The 18,635-nt window shown below is 74.6% G+C and carries 16 protein-coding genes; 11 read left to right on the forward strand and 5 right to left on the reverse strand.

Going from position 1 to position 18,635, the window contains the following annotated elements; genetic code table 11:
• Positions 1-52: 52 nt before the first annotated feature.
• Positions 53-769 (forward strand): BBE domain-containing protein, encoded by a 717-nt coding sequence (locus AC061S_RS10250; RefSeq protein ID WP_478685543.1) that lies wholly within the window; start codon positions 53-55, stop codon positions 767-769.
• Positions 770-836: 67 nt separating this feature from the next.
• Complete coding sequence (locus AC061S_RS10255; protein WP_478685544.1) at positions 837-1,769, forward strand: serine protease family protein; 933 nt, start codon at positions 837-839, stop codon at positions 1,767-1,769.
• Here AC061S_RS10255 and AC061S_RS10260 read toward each other — a convergent pair.
• A complete protein-coding gene (locus tag AC061S_RS10260; RefSeq protein ID WP_478685545.1) occupies positions 1,723-2,115 on the reverse strand; it encodes a hypothetical protein in 393 nt (130 codons plus the stop codon). The two genes, AC061S_RS10255 and AC061S_RS10260, sit on opposite strands and share 47 nt — an antisense overlap.
• 48 nt (positions 2,116-2,163) lie before the next feature.
• Complete coding sequence (locus AC061S_RS10265) at positions 2,164-3,114, reverse strand: AEC family transporter (RefSeq protein ID WP_478685546.1); 951 nt, start codon at positions 3,112-3,114, stop codon at positions 2,164-2,166.
• 301 nt (positions 3,115-3,415) lie between these two features.
• Between AC061S_RS10265 and AC061S_RS10270 the strand changes: the two genes are divergently transcribed.
• From AC061S_RS10270 to AC061S_RS10285, 4 genes are all read left to right on the forward strand, one after another.
• The gene (locus tag AC061S_RS10270) at positions 3,416-4,654 is read left to right on the forward strand and encodes a sensor histidine kinase (RefSeq protein WP_478685547.1); all 1,239 of its coding nucleotides are present in this window, start codon (positions 3,416-3,418) and stop codon (positions 4,652-4,654) included.
• Entirely contained in the window at positions 4,651-5,331 is a 681-nt protein-coding gene (locus tag AC061S_RS10275; RefSeq protein ID WP_478685548.1) for a response regulator, read from the forward strand. The genes AC061S_RS10270 and AC061S_RS10275 overlap by 4 nt, the downstream gene beginning before the upstream one ends.
• 195 nt (positions 5,332-5,526) lie before the next feature.
• Positions 5,527-6,570, forward strand: coding sequence for an alpha/beta hydrolase (locus tag AC061S_RS10280; protein WP_478685549.1), 1,044 nt, complete (start codon positions 5,527-5,529; stop codon positions 6,568-6,570).
• The gene (locus AC061S_RS10285; protein ID WP_478685550.1) at positions 6,567-7,856 is read left to right on the forward strand and encodes an acyltransferase family protein; all 1,290 of its coding nucleotides are present in this window, start codon (positions 6,567-6,569) and stop codon (positions 7,854-7,856) included. The genes AC061S_RS10280 and AC061S_RS10285 overlap by 4 nt, the downstream gene beginning before the upstream one ends.
• A gap of 127 nt (positions 7,857-7,983) precedes the next feature.
• On the opposite strand, the gene AC061S_RS10290 is transcribed toward AC061S_RS10285, so the two are convergent.
• On the reverse strand, positions 7,984-8,406 hold the full coding sequence (locus AC061S_RS10290; protein ID WP_478685551.1) for a DUF350 domain-containing protein: 423 nt from the start codon (positions 8,404-8,406) through the stop codon (positions 7,984-7,986).
• Positions 8,407-8,511: 105 nt separating this feature from the next.
• On the opposite strand from AC061S_RS10290, the gene AC061S_RS10295 reads away from it, so the two are divergent.
• Positions 8,512-10,443: a GNAT family N-acetyltransferase gene (locus tag AC061S_RS10295; RefSeq protein ID WP_478685552.1), complete on the forward strand. Its 1,932-nt coding sequence runs from the start codon at positions 8,512-8,514 to the stop codon at positions 10,441-10,443.
• Here AC061S_RS10295 and AC061S_RS10300 read toward each other — a convergent pair.
• Positions 10,374-12,443, reverse strand: a complete 2,070-nt coding sequence (locus AC061S_RS10300; RefSeq protein ID WP_478685553.1) for an AMP-binding protein — start codon at positions 12,441-12,443, stop codon at positions 10,374-10,376. The two genes, AC061S_RS10295 and AC061S_RS10300, sit on opposite strands and share 70 nt — an antisense overlap.
• Positions 12,444-12,591: 148 nt before the next feature.
• On the opposite strand from AC061S_RS10300, the gene AC061S_RS10305 reads away from it, so the two are divergent.
• The 4 genes from AC061S_RS10305 (at position 12,592) to AC061S_RS10320 (ending at position 16,441) form a co-directional block, all read left to right on the forward strand.
• The gene (locus AC061S_RS10305) at positions 12,592-12,978 is read left to right on the forward strand and encodes a VOC family protein (protein ID WP_478685554.1); all 387 of its coding nucleotides are present in this window, start codon (positions 12,592-12,594) and stop codon (positions 12,976-12,978) included.
• Between the two features lie 93 nt (positions 12,979-13,071).
• Positions 13,072-15,000, forward strand: a complete 1,929-nt coding sequence (locus tag AC061S_RS10310; RefSeq protein WP_478685555.1) for an ABC transporter ATP-binding protein — start codon at positions 13,072-13,074, stop codon at positions 14,998-15,000.
• Between the two features lie 64 nt (positions 15,001-15,064).
• Entirely contained in the window at positions 15,065-15,454 is a 390-nt protein-coding gene (locus AC061S_RS10315) for a VOC family protein (protein WP_478685556.1), read from the forward strand.
• Between the two features lie 126 nt (positions 15,455-15,580).
• The gene (locus tag AC061S_RS10320) at positions 15,581-16,441 is read left to right on the forward strand and encodes an NAD(P)-dependent oxidoreductase (protein ID WP_478685557.1); all 861 of its coding nucleotides are present in this window, start codon (positions 15,581-15,583) and stop codon (positions 16,439-16,441) included.
• A 28-nt stretch (positions 16,442-16,469) separates the two neighbouring features.
• Here the strand turns inward: AC061S_RS10320 and AC061S_RS10325 are convergent, their stop codons facing one another.
• Positions 16,470-18,617 carry an ATP-binding protein gene (locus AC061S_RS10325; RefSeq protein WP_478685558.1) on the reverse strand — a complete coding sequence of 716 codons (2,148 nt, stop codon included), beginning with the start codon at positions 18,615-18,617 and terminating at the stop codon, positions 16,470-16,472.
• Between the last annotated feature and the right edge of the window lie 18 nt (positions 18,618-18,635).

An 18,635-nucleotide genomic window follows, 5' to 3' on the forward strand; every position in this document is an offset into this window, starting at 1 on the left:
CTGTCCAATGCGACAGTGTCAGAGTGCAGGGATTAATCCGTTCTGGAGCCAGGTGGAGTTCACCGTGGACGGCGGCCCGGTGGGCGCCCCGGCCCTGCGGGTGCTCTGCCTGGACGGCGGGCGCGCGGAGCTGGAGCGGCAGCTGACCCGGCTGTCCGACCTGGTCGGCGGTCCTCCCCGGGAGTCCTGGACCGTCGTACGCGGCTACGGGGACACCCTCCGGGCCATGGCCGGCTGCCCGGACCGGAGTCCCGCCGCATGCCGGCTGCCGGGCACCCTGCCGGGACACGATCCCCTGGGCAGGCTCGGCCGCGACTCCTACGCCGCCCGGTCCGACTTCTGGGCCCCGGACGGGCTGACCGAACCGGCGGCCTCGGCGGTACTGGCCGCCCTGCGGCGCTACGCCGGGAGCGTGCCGCGCGGCGGGTTCGGCGTGGTGCAGTTCGACGGGGTCTGCGGCGGAGCCCTCAACCGGATCCCGGCGCGGGACACCGCCTTCGCGCACCGCTCGGCCGGGTTCCTCGCCCAGTACCTCGTCTACTGGCCCGGCCCGGCCCCGGCCGCCGACATCGGCCGGCACCAGGACTGGCTCGACGGGCTCTGGCAGGACCTGCGGCCCTGGGCGGGCGGAGCCGCGTACCAGAACTACGCCGATCCGAAGCTGACCGGCTGGCGCGAGGCCTACTACGGGCCCAACCTGGCCCGCCTCGAAGAGGTCCGGCGCCGCTACGACCCGGACCGGCTGTTCCGCTTCCCCCAAGCCGTCTAGGTCGTCTCTTTCGGATCTTGCCGGTCAGGCCCGGCCCTCCCTCCCACCCCCGAAGAAGGAGACGGACATGCGACGTACGTTGACGGTGGCGGCGGCCACGGCCGCCCTGCTGCTGCCCGGCGGGCCCCTGCCCGAGGCCGAGGCCGGCACCGCCCCGGCGCCGGCGCCGGCGCCGGCCGCCGGCCGGTGGTCGGCCCGGGAGGCGGAGTCGTTCTGGACTCCCGACCGGATGGCGTCCGCGGTCCCGATCAGCCGCGGCGGCGCCCCGGCGGCGGTGGACGGGACCGGCCGGGACTTCGACGGCATCCCGGTCGTCGGCCGGATGTTCGTCATGAAGCGCGGCGGCGCGTACTTCTGCACCGCGAGCGTGGTCGCCTCCCCCGGCCGCGATCTGGTGCTCAGCGCGGCGCACTGCCTGCTCGGGACAGACGCCCGCCAGGTGGCCTTCGTACCGCAGTACACGGCCCGGAACCCCCAGCCGTACGGGATGTTCCCGGTCCTGCGCGACGCGCGCGGCCGCTCCAAGGTCTGGATCGACCCGCGCTACCGGAAGCTCGGCGCGGACAAGGGCGCCGCCCTGGACGTGGCCTTCGCCCAGGTCGGCCCGGACGCCGACGGCTTCCCCGTGGAGGACGTGGTGGGCGGCAACCGCCTGGTCACGGGCGCCACGTACGCGCACAAGAAGGTCTCGCTGATCGGCTATCCCGCGTCCGCCGCCCGGCCCCGGCTGTGCGTGAACCGGACGACCAAGTTCACCAGTACCGATCCGAAGATCCCCGGATCCTTCCTGCGGATCAACTGCACCGGCTATCCGGGCGGTACCAGCGGCGGCCCGTTCCTGACCGGCTTCGACGGGCGGACCGAGACCGGCAACGTGGTCGGGGTGATCGGCGGCTGGAAGACCGGCGGGGACACCGCCGACACCTCCTACAGCTCCTACTTCGGCGCCGACATCAGGAAGTTGTACGAGAAGGCTCTTGCCGGGGCGCGGGTGGCGTGAGCACCCGCACCCAGCGGGTGCGGCGCGGGTTGCCCACCGTGCGCGGGGTCGCCGGCAGCCCCTCCGCGGTCAGCGGTTCGGCGGGCGCGAGGCCGAGCTGCCGGCGCAGGTCCGCGAGGGCGGTGTGCACGGGCCCGAGGATGACCTCGGCCCGCGGATGGGCGTACGCGAGGGCGTGCGCGGCCGTCTCGATGGCCTCGGCGGTGTCCTCGGCGGCGCCCCGGCTCCACCCTCCGGGGGCCGCGTGCCCCCAGGGCGCGAGGGTGTCGTAGAGGTGGCAGGCGGCATCGGCCACGGCGTCGGCCTGTTCACCGACGCCGGGCGCCGCGATCGTCGGGAGCTCCATACCCGCTCAACGAGCGGAGCCCGCCCGGGGAACGAAGGCCGCCCGCGGTCACGCGGACACGGCCTGCAGCCAGAGCGGCAGCAGCAGGAGGGAGACCAGCGAACTCTTGATCACGACGGCGGCCGAAAGGTCCACGCCCACGTCGTAGCGCTGGGCGAAGATGAACAGGTTCTGGGGCGTCGGCATCGCGGCGATCAGCACGAGGTACGTGAGCCACTCGCCCCGGACCCCGAACAGCGCCCCGCACACGGCCCAGGCCAGCAGCGGGAAGGCCACGCACTTGAAGCCGATGAGCGCCAGCTCCTCCCGTGTGGTCCCCCGGACGTCGAGGCCGATGCCGCCGAGGTGCAGTCCGAGGGCGAAGAGGGCCACCGGCGAGGCGCTGTCGCCGATGAAGGCGGCACCGTCCAGGACCGCCTCCGGGACGTGCACGGAGAGCAGGTTGAGCAGGATCCCCGCGTTGCAGGCGAGGACCAGCGGGGTGACGAGCGAGGCGCCGACGGCGCGGCCCAGGCGCCGGGCGGGGCCGCCGCCCGAGTCGGGGCCGGTGCGGCCCAGTTCCATGATGGCGATGACGACGAGCGACAGGACGCAGACCTGGAAGAGCAGCACCGGGAAGATCGGCGCCGCCGTGCCGAAGAAGGTGATGAAGACGGGGACGGCGAAGTAGGCGGTGTTGACCTGGACCCCGGCCATCACGCGCAGCGCCACGGCCCGGGGGTCGCGCAGTCCGGCCACCGTCGAGGCGGCGGCGACGGCCGCGACCGCGAGGGCGGCGGCGGCCGCGTAGCCGCCGATGGCCCGCCGGTCGAAGAGGGCGGAGAGGTCGGCGGCGTAGATGTTGCCGAACAGGTAGCACGGGACGGCGAAGAGGAAGGCGTAGTCGGCGAAGGCCTTGGAGGCCTCGGCGGGGACCGCCTTGCGGCGAGCGAGGAGCACGCCGGCGCCGAAGGCCAGCGCCACCGGTATCAGTTTCTCCAGCGCGGCCGCCCCGCCCATGCGTACCCGCTCCCGCCGTTCAGTGATCGTCCACGCCCGGCGCAGTCTATGCCGAGCGACTGCGGCGGCCGGGTCGGGTCGGGGCGGGGACACATACGCTGGACCGATCATGAGCGAGCGAGCCCGATTCCGATCCCTCTTCCGAGCCCGGCCCGGATCCCGGTCACCGTCCGGATCCCGGTCACCGTCCGGGTCCCGGTCACCGTCCGGGTCCCAGCCCGGATCGCCGTCCCGATCCGCGCCGGTCGCTCCGGACGCCTCCCCCGCCCCGCGGGCTCCGCGCGCGCGGGGGCAGTTCGCGGTGGCGCTGCGTACGCCCGCGCGGGCCGCCGAGCCGCTGCTCGCGCAGGCGCCCGAGGCCTGGCAGCGGATGCTGCCGTACGCCGTGACCGCCGTGTGCGTGATGACGCTGCTGCCGGTGACCATCGCGGTGCTGACCAACGACTACCAGGCGGGCGGCGGCTGGGCCGGTGCGCTGGGCGTGGCCCAGACCCTGCCGCTGCTGCTCGCCGTGACCCGGCCGCTGCCGGCGTGGGGCACGGTGCTGCTCGCCGACACGGTGGGGGCCGTGGTGCTGACCCAGGCCGACCGGGTGGCCGGGCACGCCTGGCCCTGGACCCCGATGGTGATCATCGGCTACCTGGTGCTGATGGCCTGTCTGGGGCTGCGCGAGTCCATCCGGACCCTGGTCGGGGTGTGGCTGGTGACCGGGGTGACCGGGGCGGTGCTGAGCGCCTTCCAGCCGGACCGGGTGACCAACACGGTCGCCCTGCTGTTCGTACTGGCCGGGGTGGTGCTCGCACTGACGGGTGCGCTGCGCGGGCTCGGTGACGCACGCCAGAAGATCGCCGAACAGGAGGGAATCAGCGAGGCCGAACGGGCTCGGCGCACCCTGCTGGAGGAACGGGCCCGGATCGCACGGGAGTTGCACGACGTGGTGGCCCACCACATGTCGGTGATCACCGTGCAGGCGGATTCGGCGCCGTACCGGCTGCCCGGCATGGCGGAGCCGGTGCGCGAGGAGTTCGCGGCGATCGCGTCGAGCGCGCGCGAATCGCTGGGCGAGATGCGGCGGCTGCTGACGGTGCTGCGCGGGGACGAGGCGAACGGCGCCGACCGGGCCCCGCAGCCGGGGCTCGGGCGGTTGCAGCAGCTGGTGGAGGCGACCGTACGGGCCGGGCAGCCGGTGGAGTTGGCGCTGGCCGCGGGCGCGGCCGGGGCGGCGCCGCCGGCCGTGGACCTGTCGGCGTACCGGATCGTCCAGGAGGCGCTGGCCAATGTCGTGCGGCACGCGCCGGGGGCTTCGACACGGGTCTCGGTGACCTTCGACGAGGAGGAGATCCTCGTACTGGTGGTCAACGGCCCCGCGCGGGACGCGGTGGTGGAGGTGGAGACTTCGGGCACCGGGCACGGGCTGGTGGGGATGCGGGAGCGCGTACGGTTGACGGGCGGGACGCTGGACACCGGTCCGCTGCCCGACGGCGGCTTCCGGGTCGCCGCCCGTATGCCCATCAACACCGCTCCCAAGGAACCAAGTTGACCATCCGCGTGATCATCGTCGACGACCAGGCCATGGTGCGGGCGGGTTTCGCCGCGCTGTTGTCGGCGCAGGCCGACATCGACGTGGTGGGTGAGGCGCCCGACGGACGCCAGGGGATCCAGGTCTCCCGCACCGTCCATCCCGACGTGGTGCTGATGGACGTCCGGATGCCGGAGATGGACGGGCTCAGCGCCGCCCGCGAGCTCCTCGATCCCCCGCCGGGGGTGGTGCACCGGCCGAAGGTGCTGATGCTGACCACCTTCGACATCGACGACTACGTGTACGAGGCCCTGCGCGCGGGGGCCTCCGGCTTCCTGCTGAAGGACGCCCCGCCGGCAGATCTGATCGCGGCGGTACGGGTGGTCGCCTCGGGCGAGGCGCTGCTGGCTCCGTCGGTGACCCGGCGGCTGATCGCGGACTTCGTCGAGCGGCGGCCCGCGCCCCGCCGGAACCCGGCGCTGCGGCTGAACGGGCTGACCCCGCGGGAGACCGAGGTGCTGGAACTGATCGCGCGCGGGCTGTCGAACCAGGAGATCGCCGGCCACCTGGTGGTCGCCGAGCAGACGGTCAAGACCCACATCGGGCGGGTGCTGGGCAAGCTGGACCTGCGGGACCGGGCCCAGGCCGTGATCTTCGCGTACGAGGCGGGGCTGGTGCGGCCGGGCGAAGGCGGCTGACCCCGGCCGCTGACACCCGCCGCTGACCGCGGCCGCTGACCGCGGCCGCTGATCCCTGCGGCCGATCCGCGTCCCACCCGTCGGCCTCCTCCACCCCCTACCGGGGTATGACATCCGACTTGGCTCCACGGTGCGACGCCCTCTTCGCCACCTCCTTCTTACCTTCCTCCTCGTCACGAGGAGAGGAGAAGGGGCATGCGCCGCTTCGCAAGGACACTGGCCGCGGCCGCGCTGGCGTGGGCCGTCGTCGCGGGGACCGCGGGATGGGCCTCCGCGGGCACGGAGTCCGCCGTCACCGGGCCGCCGCCGGGCACCGCCGCCTGGCGGGCCGACGCGGTGTCCGGGCGGCCGCTGCCGGATCCGGCTCGGGCGACGCCGTCCGAGGTCGCGCGGTTCTTCGCCGGGCTGGACGGGTCCCGGGCCCGGGACCTCGTACGGGCCTACCCGCTGGTGGTGGGCAATCTGGACGGGGCTCCGCTCCCGCTCCGGTACGAGGCCAACCGGCTGGCCGTGCTGGCGACCGGCGAGCCCCGCTTCGCCTCGCTGGCCGCACCCGGCCGGCAGCTCCTGGCCTTCGACCCGCGCGGGCGGGGCACCGTCGCCGAGGTGTTCGGGGACCTGGGGCGGGCCGCGCACGTGTCGGTGATCGTGCCGGGCTCCGACAACGACGCCACCACCTACGACCGCCCGCGGGCCGCGTACACCGGCCCGGCGGGCATGGCCCGCGCCCTGCGGTCCGCGACCGGGGAGTCGGCCGCCGTCATCGCGTGGACCGGCTACACCACGCCCGTCGGGGTGGGGCTGGACACGGCCCGCGGGCGGCTCGCGGAGGCGGGAGCGGTCCGGCTCGTCCGGTTCACCGAGGGGCTCGACGCGGTCGGCGCACCCGCCCCGGTGCTGTTCTGCCACAGCTACGGCTCGGTGGTCTGCGGGCTGGCGGCCCGGCACACGGACGCCACCGACATCGTCGCCTTCGGCTCCCCCGGGATGCGGGCCGACAGTGTCGAGGGCCTGCGCACCGGCGCCCGCGTATGGGCGGCGCGCGGGCCCTCCGACTGGATCGCCGACGTGCCCAATGTGGAGTTCGCCGGGCTCGGCCACGGCGCCGATCCGACCTCGGCCGCCTTCGGCGCCCGCCGGATCGACGCCGCCGACGTGGCGGGCCACACCGGCTACTTCAACCCCGGCACCCGGTCCCTGAACGCCTTCGCCTCGATCGCCACGGGAGCGGGCCGATGAGTACGGACCGGATGAGTACGGACCGGGTGAGTACGGACCCGACGAGCACGGTGGGGAGCAGGCCGGCGAGCGCGCCGTCCGTCCTCACCCGGGCACGGGCGGCCGCCGGCCGGATCGACGCGAAGACCCCCGCCCACCGGGACCGGGCGATCGACGGGCTGCGGGCGCTGGCCCTGCTGGCCGTTCCGACCGGGCACTGGCTGCTCGGCGGGTTCACCCTCGACTCCGACGGGGCCCTGCACAACGCCAGCCCGCTCTCCGCCTTCGGCGGCCTGGCCCCGGCCAGTTGGGTGCTGCAGATGCTCGGCGTCTTCTTCCTCGTCGGCGGCTACGCCTCGGCGCTCTCCTTCCGGCGGCACACCGGCTCGGCCGGAGCCTGGCTGAAGGGCCGGATCGTCCGGCTGGGCCGGCCGGTGCTCGGGGTCACGGCGGTGTGGGCGCTGGCCGCGCCCGTGCTCTACGCGGCCGGCGTTCCCGAGGCCACGCTGCGGACCGGGGCGAAGCTGGTGATCCAGCCGCTGTGGTTCGTCGGGGTGTACGTGGTGGTCACCGCGCTGACCCCGTACTGCGTGCGCGCCGCGCACCGGCTCGGCGGCTGGGCGGCGGCCCCGCTGCTCGCCTCGGTCGCGGTGGTGGACTTCCTGCGCTACGGGCCCTTCGCGGACTCGGTGCCCGGGTGGGTGGCGCTGGTGAACATCCTGCCGGGCTGGCTGTTCGCGTACCAGCTCGGCGTGGACTGGGGCGAGGGCCGGATCGGCCGGCGCGGGGGGTGGCTGCTGCTGGCGGGCGGGGCCGCGGTGTTCGCGGCCCTGCTGGTGGTCTTCCACTACCCGGCGTCGATGGTGGGCGTGCCGGGCGAGGCCCGCACCAACTCGCATCCGCCGTCGCTGCTGGTACTGGCCCTGGCCGCGACCCAGTCGGGGGCGGCGATCCTGCTCCGTGACCGGCTGGCGCGGCTGCTGGCCCGGCCGCTGCTGTGGGCGCCGGTGGTCGTGATCAACCTGTGCGCGATGACGATCCTGTGCTGGCACCAGACGGCGATGCTGGCGGCCGCCGTACCGGGGTCGTTCGCGGGCGGGCTGGCCGGGCTGACGACGGCGCCGGACAGTGTCGGATGGATCGTGGCGCGGATGGCGTGGATGCCGGTCTTCGCGGCGCTGCTGGTGGGAATCGCCCGGTACGCGCGCCGGTTCGAGCAGCCCTGGGCGCGGGCCACGGCGGTGCGCCGGACCGCGGCGGGCCTGCTGGCGGCCGGGTTCGCGGTGTTCGCGCTGGGGCTGGCGTAGAGGGGCGGCCGGAGCACCCGTACGAAACGAGAGCGCCGCTCCCTTCGGGGAGCGGCGCTCTCGTGTGGTGTCGCGTGGGCGGCGTGCACGGCCCTCGGCAGACCGTCAGTGGGCCTTCGGCGAGCCGTCAGGCGATGGAGGCGGCCACGATCGCGGCGACCGCGAGGTTGCAGGAGGCCGTCACCCACACGGCGGGGTGCGGCTGGGGGTCGACCACGATGGCGCCGAGCTTGCCGGGGGTCACCAGGTCCAGCACCAGGAAGGCCACGGCCATCAGGACCAGGCCGAGGATGCCGAACGCCGCCGTGGAGACCAGGCCCTTGCCGAAGTCCTCGTACGTGGTCCAGATCGAGGTGAAGACGATGCCGCCGATGCCGAGCAGCGCCGAGGAGAGCATCACGGAGGCGTTCCGGTTGCGCTCTTCCCAGATCTGCTTCGGCAGCTTGCCGGGGGTCAGCACGTCCACCAGGACGATGCCGAGGATGAGCAGCACCAGGCCGACGCCGCCGAATGCGGTGGTGCGGCCAAGTCCGTTGATGATGTCGCTCATTGGGAAGCCGTCTCCGGGGTGGGGTAGGAAGTACGTCGCGTGCCTGTCGTCGCGGTGGCCGAATCTATCGCACGGCATCGCACCCGACCATGGGGAGGTCAGGAAATGGCGGAGCTCAGGGCGGCGCGGCCCGGGGAGGCCGGAGCGCTGACGGAGCTGGTGATGCGCTCCAAAGCGCACTGGGGGTACGGGGCGGAGTTCCTGGCCGCGTGCGCGCCGGATGTGCGGATCGGGGCCGGGGACGAGGTCCGGCGTCGGATCGTGGTCGCCGAGGCCGCGGCCGGGGCGGCTGGGGCGGCTGGGGCGGCTGGGGCCCGGTCCGGCGAAGGCCCGGCCTCGGTGCTCGGGCTCGCTTCCCTGGAGGGGGAGCCGCCGCTCGGGCGGCTGGGGCTGCTCTTCGTCGAACCGGCCGCCATCGGCGGGGGCGTGGGGCGCCTGCTGTACCGGGACGTGCTGCGGCGCGCCGCCGGGCTCGGCTTCCGCCGGCTGCTGATCGACGCCGATCCGCACGCCGCCGGGTTCTACCGGGCGATGGGCGCGGTGGCCCCGGGTCCGGTTCCGGACACTCCCGGCGGGCTGGTGCGGTTCGAGGTGGCGCCCGTGCCCCTGGCCGGCTGGGCCCGGGCCTGGACCGGCGGCCGGGCGGCCGTGCACGTGGGCAACGTCGCCGAGTACAACGCCCAGTTCGCGGACGCCTCCCTGGACCGGGAGCAGCGGGCCGCCCACCACTACGCCTGTCTGGCCGCCTTCTACAGTCCGCGCCCCGCCGCGCTGGTGCTGCCGCGCCCGGTGCCGCCGGGCTGGATCTCCCTGCTCGGGCGCCAACTGGACTGGCCCGCCGGGGTGGAGGTCTACGACGGGCTCGCGGAGCGCGATCCGGGCCTGTCGGACGCCGTACGGGCCCGGCCGGCGCTGGCCGCACGGCTGACCGGGACCGGGCCCCAGGCCGGGACCGGCACCGAGCCCGAGGCCGTTCCCGGGGCGCCCCTCGTACCGTGGGGCCTGACCGCCCCCTTTGCCCGGTTGGCGCGACGCCCCTGGCGGCCGGACGAGCTCCGGTACGAGTCGAAGTCGGCGGCGCACGGGCTGTTCGGCCGGATCCTCGCGGAGGGCGGGCACCCCGCGATCGCGCTGCCCGCGCAGTGGCGGGCGCGAACCCGGCGGTCGGCGGTCCGGCTGCTGGCGTCCCGGACCGGGGCGGGCGAGAGCACCGTTCTCAAATCGGAGCACGGTGTCGGGGGCTCGGGCACCACGGTGCTGACCCCCGAGCGGGTCCGCGCGGCGGGCGGGGCCCGGGCGGTGGTGCGGGCGCTGCCGCGCGGACCGCTGCTGGTGGAGGAGTACGTACGCGGTCCGGCGGATCCGGCCGAGCCGCGGGACCTCACGTACGACGGGTTCGTAGACCCGCGGGGCCGGGTGTACGAGGTCGGCGGGGCGGTGATGGACGTGACGGACGGCAGGTACCGCGGGGCGACGGTGGGTCCGGGGGTGGTCCCCGGGTGGGCGGAGGAACCCCTGCTGGCCTTCGGCCGGGCGGTGGGCCGGGAGCTGTCGGCCGCGGGCTACCGGGGCTGGTTCGACGTGGACTTCGTCGCCGACGGTGCGGGACGGCTCGCCCCGACCGAGACGAACCTGCGACTGACCGGGCCGTCCGTCGCCTTCGTGGTGGCGGCCCGGCTCGACGAACTGCGGGGCGCGGGACACTTCGTACGGATCGCCGACGGGGTGGAGCTGGGCGCCCGGCTGCCGGAGGCGGCCTTCGACGAACTGTGCGAGCGGCTGGCCCGCCGGTGCGCCGGGATCGGCGCGGTGTTCCTCCCCGCCATTCCCACCGGCGCCTTCGAACCGGCGCCCTGGATGGGCGCCCTGGTGGCCGCGAACGGCAGGGAGCTGCTGGACGCGGCCGAGCGGCTGGTGCGGGCGGAGGCACTGTCCGCCGGGGCGATGTTCGAGCAGCCGGCCGGGCCTCAGCCGGCCGCTTCCCGGGCCGCGCCCGGGTCCTCGTCGAAGGCGCTGAGCGGCGGGCGGGAGGCGTAGACCGCCACGATCCCGGCGGCGATCATCAAGGGGATGTTGAAGGCGTAGACGAGGGCGGCCTGTTGGGGCCAGTCCTGCTTGGCCGCGAGCCGGTAGAAGTTGTCCTGCGGCCACCAGGCCACCAGCAGGTAGACGATGGCCAGGTGGGCCGCCGCGGTGATGCCGGGGCCGCGGCGCCCGTGGCGGTGCATCCGGGACCGGCCGGCGAACAGGAACCACACACCGGCCGCGAACGCCCAGCACTCGAACATGTAGAGGAGGAAGAAGAGCGTCGCGTACGGGTTCGGGACGCCGGAGAGGTCCGTGGAACCGGGCCAGAGAATCATGGTCAGGAGCATGGTGAAGCCCGCCACCAGGACCAGCCCGACCGCGATGAAGAAGATGACGCCGGCCCATCCGGCGATATTGGGCCCCCCGAACCCGCGCGTGTACGTGCCGCCGTACTTGCTCCCGCCGCCGCTCTCGCCGCCTGCGGCCCGTCCCGGCGGCATCGGGAGCGCGGTCCGCTGCTCGCGGCCGGCTCTGTCCCGGGGGATCCTGGCCAGCCGGAACACCGCGCTCGGCATCGTGGCCCCCGGGAGCCTGCCCGCCAGGTGGCGGCGGAGCTCCCCTCCGTCGGGGAGGTCGGAGCCCGGGGGCCAGGTGTCCTCCTCCGCGGCCGGGGCGAGGAAGGCGACGAGCCCGGGCCGCGCGTTCACCCCCGTACCGGCGCCCTTGACCTCGGCCAGGAGTGCGCCTCCCACCGCCTCGTGGCTGCGGATCGCCGACTCGACGGGATGCGGGTCGAAGGCCTGGCCGTCCGCGGTGAGCCGGTCGCGGATCCGGCCGCGGAACTCTAGGAGCCCGTCTGGGCGCAGCACCCCGAGGTCACCGGTCGGGACCGGTTCGCCGCCGCCGGGCATGGTGAGGTGGATCTCCCCGTCGCGCACGTCCAGTGCGCAGCCGGGGAAGGCCGTTCCGATCAGCGAGAGCTCCTCGGCCCCGTCCAAGGGGCCTGCGAGTTGCGGGAGTTCGAACCGGGCGCCGATGCCCGCCGCTTCGGTGGGCCCGTAGACGTTGAGCAGCCGGGCGCCGGGCCGCAGCCGGGCGAGGAGGACGGCCTGCTCGTCGAGGTAGAGGCGGTCGCCGGTGACCGTGACCATGCGCAGGGACCGCAGCCCCTCGTCGGGGCGGCGCAGGGTCCGCGACAGGGAAGCCTCCCGGTCGCGCACGAGGAGCTGGGTGGCGGTGCCCGGGTCGGTGTGCAGGACGGTGACCCGTTCGGCGTCGACGGCGCGGCGCAGCGATTCGGGCGTCCAGCGCGGGCCTTCGGGTAGGACGAGGGCCCCGCCCTCGCAGAGCGCCCGCGTCCATCCGGCAGCGAAGCCGGTGAGGTCGGGGGCGGCGGTGATCAGGTGCCGGTCCTCGGGAACCGGCCCCACCACCCGGGCCCACCCCTCGTGGGCGGCGAGGAGCCGGTCGTGGGAGACGGGGACGGCCCGCCGGTCCGCGCCCCCGGTGAACAGCACGGCGGCCGTGTCCCCTCGGGGAGTCCGGTCCGGCGGGTCGGTGGGCAGCCCGCCCGTGGCGGCCTCGTGCTGCGCGCCGAGGCGGATCACCCGCAGGCCGCCGCCGTCGTCGAGGCGGGCCTGGTCCGCGGAGTCGGCGAGCAGGACGGAGGGCCGGGCGGCGGCGAGCTGGCGCTGTCCGGTGCGCGGGTTCTCCACGTCGATGACGGTGTAGGCGGCGCCGGCCTTGAGGATGCCGAGGAGGAGGACGAGGAGCTCGGCCCGCGGGGTGGAGCCCACGGCGACGACGGCCCGTTCGGGCAGTCCGGCGCCGATCAGGTGATGGGCCAACTGGTTGGCTCGTGCGTCGAGTTGCCCGTAGGTGAGACTGCCGGTGCCCGCGGCGAGGGCCTGGGCCCCCGGGGTGTCGCGCACCCAGCGTTCGAAGCGGGAGAGAACGGTGTCGGCGGCGCGCCGGCCGGAGTGCGTGAAGGACTCTGATCCCTGCGTCATGGACCGATTCTGGCACCGGGCACCGACAGGCACGAGGGCCCCGAAATTCCCTCGTACGAGCGAGGGTTGATCCACTATCGTCCTGCGCTGGTACCCGGCCGGCACCGGCCGGGTACCGGTGAACAGGTTTCGAGTGGTCGGAGGCAGCATGGCCAAGGAATTCCAGGTGACGTACGACTGTGCCGACCCGGGCGCGCAGGCGGCGTTCTGGGCGCAGGCACTGGGCTATCGCGTCCAGTCGCCGGCGGAGGGCTCCGCCGACTGGGCGGCCATCTCGGATCCGGACGGCAAGGGGCCGCGGCTCTACTTCCAGAGGGTCCCGGAGGCCAACACGGCGGCGAAGAACCGCCTGCACCTGGACGTGCGCTCGGCACCCGGCCTGAAGGGGGACGAGAGGATGGCCGTGCTGGAGGTGGAGGCTGCCAGGCTGGAGGAGCTGGGCGCGAAGCGGCTGTACCGCCTGGAGTCCGATGAGGAGAACGAAGGGATCATCGTGATGACCGATCCCGAGGAGAACATCTTCTGCCTCGACTGACCTCTCGATCGACCTGTCGAACAGGGTTCCCGGTCACCCCGGGGCCACCTGCCCCTTGACCTCAAGTTTGCTTGAGGTCCTACCGTTCACCTCATGGATATGGAAGTCACCGCCTGGACCTCGCTCCACAGCGCGATCAACGCCCAGCAGGACCGGCGCCCGCTCTCGCGCGCCGGGCTGCGCCGGATCGCCGCCTTCGCCCGCCCGCACCGGCGCGGGCTCACCTTCTTCCTGCTGCTCAGTGTGGTGACCGCGCTGCTCGCGGTGGCCACCCCGGTCCTCGCGAGCCGCGTGGTCACCACGATCGTCGAGGGCCGCGAAGGCGGTACGGTCACCCGCCTCGCCCTCCTGATCGCGGTGATCGCGGTCGCGGAGGCGGGGCTGGGGCTGGTCCTGCGCCGGCTCTCGTCCACCCTCGGCGAGGGGCTGATCCTGGATCTGCGCACGGCGGTTTTCGACCACGTGCAGCGGATGCCGGTGGCGTTCTTCACCCGGACCCGCACCGGGGCCCTGGTCAGCCGGCTCAACAACGATGTGATCGGCGCGCAGCGGGCCTTCAGCAACACCCTGTCGGGGGTGGTGTCCAATACCGTGACGCTGCTGCTGACCCTGACCGTGATGCTGGGCATCTCCTGGCAGATCACGCTGCTGGCCCTCGTGCTCCTGCCGGTGTTCGTGCTGCCGGCCCGCCGGATGGGGGTGCGGATGGCGGCCTTGCAGCGGGAGGCTTCGGCGCTCAACGCGTCGATGGGCACGCAGATGACCGAGCGCTTCTCGGCGCCGGGCGCCACCCTCGTCAAACTGTTCGGACGGCCCGACGAGGAGTCGGCGGAGTTCGCGGCGCGCGCCGCCCGGGTGCGTGACATCGGGATCCGTACGGCGATGGCCCAGTCGGCCTTCATCACCGCCCTCACGCTGGTCTCCGCGCTGGCCCTGGCGCTCGTGTACGGGCTCGGCGGCCACTACGCGCTCGCCGGCACCCTGGACGCGGGCTCCGTGGTCGCCCTCGCCCTGCTCTTGACCCGGCTGTACGCGCCGCTGACCGCGCTCGCCGGGGCGCGGGTCGAGGTGATGAGCGCGATGGTCAGCTTCGAGCGGGTCTTCGAGATCCTCGACCTGAAGCCGCTGATCGCCCAGAAGCCGGACGCCCGCCGGGTGCCGGAGGGGCCGGTGGCGGTGGAGTTCGACAAGGTCTCCTTCGGCTACCCCTCCCCCGACAAGGTGTCCCTCGCCTCCCTGGAGGAGGTCGCGACCCTGGACGCGCGGGGCGGTACCGAGGTGCTGCACGAGGTGTCCTTCCGCGCCGAGCCCGGGCAGATGATCGCCCTGGTCGGTTCCTCGGGCGCCGGGAAGTCGACCATCGCGCAGTTGCTGCCCCGGCTGTACGACACGGACGCGGGTGCGGTCCGCCTCGGCGGGGTCGACGTACGGGACCTCACCGCGGACTCCATCCGCGAGACGCTGGGCATGGTCACGCAGGACGGCCACCTCTTCCACGAGTCGGTACGGGCCAACCTGCTGCTGGCCCGCCCGGAGGCCGGGGAGGACGAGATCTGGGAGGCCCTGCGCCGCTCCCGGCTCGACGGGCTCGTGGCCTCGCTCCCGGACGGGCTGGACACGGTCGTCGGCGAGCGCGGCTACCGGCTCTCGGGCGGGGAGCGCCAGCGGCTGACCATCGCCCGGCTGCTGCTGGCCGGCCAGCGGGTGGTGATCCTGGACGAGGCCACGGCCCACCTGGACTCCACCTCGGAGGCGGCCGTCCAGGAGGCCCTGGCCGAGGCCCTGGCGGGCCGGACCGCCGTGGTGATCGCGCACCGGCTGTCGACGGTGCAGGCGGCCGACCTGATCCTGGTGGTGGAGGACGGCCGGATCGTGGAACGCGGCACCCACGCCGAGCTGCTGGCGGTGGGCGGACGGTACGAGGAGCTGTACCGCACCCAGTTCGCGGCGGTCGGCCCGGACGGCGACACGACGGCCGCGGATGCCGTTCCGGGCGGCGCGGCGGCGGTCTCCGGCGGATGATGGCCAGCGGGGCGGCCGGCACCGGCCCCCCGGAACCACTGGCCACCGGAGTCAGGAGCAGCCGATGGACATCAAACTGGAATTGGTCGCCGTACCGGTCACCGACATCGACCGGGCCAAGGCCTTCTACGAACGCCTCGGTTTCCACGCCGACCACGACATCACGGTCAGCGAGGAGATCCGCTTCGTCCAGCTGACCCCGCCGGGCTCGGCCTGTTCGATCGCCATCGGGAAGGGCCTGACCCGGATGACACCGGGTTCGCTGGACAACATGCAGGTCGTGGTCGCGGACATCGAGGAGGCCTTCGCCGATCTCAAGGGCCGGGGCATCGAGGTGACGGAGATCGAGGACATGCCCTGGGGCTCCTTCGTCTACTTCTCCGACCCCGACGGAAACGGCTGGGCCGTCCAGCAGCCGACCCCGCGCACGGCCTCGGCGGGCTCGGCGGGCTAGCCCGGCGCGACCTCTCGGCGACTCCCGCGGCGGCCACGTGGAGCCCGGTGGGCGGGATCGGGTCCCGCACCGGTGGAGACTGGCCCCGGGGGACATCTGAGGGACCGTCGGAAAGGGAGTAACGCCATGAGCACCGTCGCGCTGCTGGGGACCGGAATCATGGGATCGGGGATGGCCAGAAACCTGCTGCGGTCCGGGCAGGAGGTCCGGGTCTGGAACCGGACCCGGGAGAAGGCGGCCGCGCTGGCCGCCGACGGTGCGGTGGTCGCCGACAGCCCGGCCGAGGCGGTGGCCGGGGCGGACGTGGTGATCACCATGCTCGCCGACGGTGCGGCGGTGGCCCGGGCCATGGCCGCCGCCGTGGACGGCCTCAGCGCCGGTCAGGTGTGGGCGCAGATGGGCACGGTCGGTCTGGCCTCGCTCGAAGAACTGGCCGCCTTCGCGGGGGAACACGGGCTGGTCTTCGTGGACGCCCCGGTGCAGGGCACCCGTCAGCCCGCCGAGGCCGGGACCCTGGTGGTGCTGGTCGGCGGCCCGGCCGACCCCCGGCTGGACCCGGTCTTCGCCGCCGTCGGGAGCAAGGTGCTGCGGGCCGGGGACGAGCCGGGGGCCGCGACCCGGCTGAAGCTGGCCACCGTCGGGTACGCGATCACCGTGACGGCGGCGATCGGCGAGGCCCTGGCACTGGCCGAGGGGCTGGGGGTGGACCCGGACCTGTTCGCCCGGGCCGTGTCCGGCGGGCCGATGGACAACCCGTACCTCCAGGCCAAGATGCGGGCCGTGCTGGACCGGGACTTCACGCCGAGTTTCACGGTGCGCGGCGCCGAGAAGGACACCGGCCTGATCGCCGAGGCCGCGGAGTCGGCCGGGGTGTCGGTCGACCTGGCCGTCGCCGCCCGGGCCCGTTTCCACCGCGCCGACGCCCTGGGCCACGGCGACGAGGACATGGCGGCCGGCTACTTCGCGGGCTTCCCCGACCAGCCCTGAGGGACGGCCCCGGCCCGGTGAGCGGGCCTCAGCCCTCGTACGGGTGGGGGCGGGTGCGCAGGGTGTGGCCGTGCCGCAGGCCCTCGCGGAAGGCCGCCTCGTACGCCTGGTCGCCGAGGGCGCCGCGCGCCGTACGCTCGAACTCCTCCCTTACGGAGGCAAGTTCGGGCGTACCGCGCTGCGGGTGGCCGACCGCCTGCCAGTAGGCGTGGCCCGTGCCGTACGCGCGCGCCGCGCCGGCCCCGTCTCCGGTCGCCGCGCGGGCCGCCGCGAGCAGGTCGAGGCCCAGGGCCGTGCCGAAGCTGTCGCCCAGCTCCCGCTTGCTCTCCAGCATGGCACGGGCGTGGACGGCGGACTCGGCGGGGCGGCCCTCGAAGAGGCAGATCAGGGCCAGTTGGTAGTCGGCGTAGGCCCGGGTCCAGTGTTCGCCCCGCTCGGCGCAGCCGGCGCGCAGCAGCTCCGCCTCCTCCCGGGCGTCGGTGAACAGGCCCGTTCCGGTGAGCGCGAAGACCCGTACGAGGTGGCAGCGGATCCGGGGCCCCGAGTCGAAGGGCGTGCCGGGAAAGGCCTCCAGGGCGTTGTCGGAGACGATCCGCGCGGCCAGCGGCCGCCCGGCCAGCAGGTGGCTCAGACCCAGCAGGTACGCGGCGTCCAGCGCCGGGCCGGGGTCCCCGTCGAGCCCCGCGGCCAGGGCCTCGCAGCCGACGGCGATGCGGTGGGCCTGCTCCTGTTCGCCCTGGAGCAGCAGGGTCACCCCGAGGGCCCACAGGGCGCGCACCCGGATCCGCGGGGGCACCTCCTCGGGCCGGGCGGCGGCCAGCGCCCGCTCCAGGTAGCCGCGGGCGGCGTGCAGGTGGCCGCAGCAGGCCCAGTAGAAGCCGGCCCGGGCGGCCAGGTCCAGGGCCCGCTCCGGGGCGGTGGCCAGGTGGTGGTCGAGGGCCGCGCACAGGTCTCCGTGCACCGCCTCGACCCTCCGGTACCCGATCCGCTGGGCCGGGCCGAGCCAGTCCCGCTCGGCGGCGCGCACGAGCTCGGTGAAGTACCCGGCGTGCGCCTCGCGCAGCGCCTCGCGCTCCCCGGCCTCGTCGCGCCACATGGCCCCGTACTCCCGGATCGTGTCCAGCATCCGGTACGAGCCGTCCACGCCTCGGCGTACGACGGACTTGGCGACCAGCGCGTCGAGCAGCGGCGGGACGTCCGCCTCGGTGAGCGGGGCGGCGGAGCAGACGGCGCGCGCGGCCGGCAGGTCGAAGGAGCCGCCGAAGACGGACAGCCGCAGCCACAGCAGCCGTTCGCGCGGTGCGCACCACTCGTGGCTCCAGCCGATGGCGGTGCGCAGGGCGCGGTGGCGCGGCGGCTGGACGGGGGCGGGTGCGGACAGCGGGCCGATCCTGCGGGCGAGCCGTACGGCCAGTTCCTCGATGGTGTGGTCGGTCAACTGCGCGGCGGCCAGTTCCAGCGCGAGGGGGACCCCTTCGAGCCGGGCACAGACGGAGCGGGCGGCCGCGAGCCGGGCCTCGGTCCAGGGCGGCGCCTGCCCGGGGGCGGCAGCGGCGGCCCGCCGGGTGAACAGGGCTAGGGCCTCTTCGGCGCCGAACGGGTCCACGGCGTGCGGCAACGGGCCGATGTCCAGGACGTGTTCGTCGGCGAGCCCGAGCGGCTGCCTGCTGGTGAGCAGCAGGACCAGGTGCGGGGAGGCGTCGACCAGCTCCCGTACGAGGCCCCGCACGGCGGTCACCAGGTGCTCGCAGCAGTCCAGTACGAGGAGCAGCCGGCGCTCGCCGATCCATTGCCGCACGGCTGCGCCCGGGGTGCGGGCGGTGTGGTCGGCGAGGTCCAGGGCGTCGGCCACGGTGGCCACGAGCAGTCGCTCGTCGGGCAGCGGGGAGAGGTCGGCCCAGTGGACCCCGTCGGGGAAGGGACGGGCGGCGTCCGTCGGACCGGCGGCGCCGGCCAGGGCGGCAGACCCCGGAGCGGCGGCGCCCCCGTCCCCATCCGCGGCCCCCGCGAGGTCGGCCGCGCGGCGGGCCAGGCGGGTCTTGCCGACCCCGCCCGGCCCCGTCAGCGTGATCAGCCGATCCTCACGCAAAGCCCTTTCGAGCAGGGCCAGTTCACCGGTCCGCCCCACGAAGGAGGCGGAGCCCCCGGCCTCGTACCCGTCGCCATGTCCCAGCACCCGCCCAGTGTGGCGTAC

The sequence above is a fragment of the Streptomyces sp. CA189 genome (assembly GCF_056428985.1).

Excerpts from the sequence above, each read along its gene's own strand:
- AC061S_RS10255 (WP_478685544.1), top strand. The coding sequence starts at position 837 with ATGCGACGTACGTTGACGGTGGCGGCGGCCACGGCCGCCCTGCTGCTG.
- AC061S_RS10260 (WP_478685545.1), bottom strand. The coding sequence starts at position 2,115 with ATGGAGCTCCCGACGATCGCGGCGCCCGGCGTCGGTGAACAGGCCGAC.
- AC061S_RS10265 (WP_478685546.1), bottom strand. The coding sequence starts at position 3,114 with ATGGGCGGGGCGGCCGCGCTGGAGAAACTGATACCGGTGGCGCTGGCC.
- AC061S_RS10280 (WP_478685549.1), top strand. The coding sequence starts at position 5,527 with ATGCGCCGCTTCGCAAGGACACTGGCCGCGGCCGCGCTGGCGTGGGCC.
- AC061S_RS10285 (WP_478685550.1), top strand. The coding sequence starts at position 6,567 with ATGAGTACGGACCGGATGAGTACGGACCGGGTGAGTACGGACCCGACG.
- AC061S_RS10290 (WP_478685551.1), bottom strand. The coding sequence starts at position 8,406 with ATGAGCGACATCATCAACGGACTTGGCCGCACCACCGCATTCGGCGGC.
- AC061S_RS10295 (WP_478685552.1), top strand. The coding sequence starts at position 8,512 with ATGGCGGAGCTCAGGGCGGCGCGGCCCGGGGAGGCCGGAGCGCTGACG.
- AC061S_RS10300 (WP_478685553.1), bottom strand. The coding sequence starts at position 12,443 with ATGACGCAGGGATCAGAGTCCTTCACGCACTCCGGCCGGCGCGCCGCC.
- AC061S_RS10305 (WP_478685554.1), top strand. The coding sequence starts at position 12,592 with ATGGCCAAGGAATTCCAGGTGACGTACGACTGTGCCGACCCGGGCGCG.
- AC061S_RS10310 (WP_478685555.1), top strand. The coding sequence starts at position 13,072 with ATGGATATGGAAGTCACCGCCTGGACCTCGCTCCACAGCGCGATCAAC.
- AC061S_RS10315 (WP_478685556.1), top strand. The coding sequence starts at position 15,065 with ATGGACATCAAACTGGAATTGGTCGCCGTACCGGTCACCGACATCGAC.
- AC061S_RS10320 (WP_478685557.1), top strand. The coding sequence starts at position 15,581 with ATGAGCACCGTCGCGCTGCTGGGGACCGGAATCATGGGATCGGGGATG.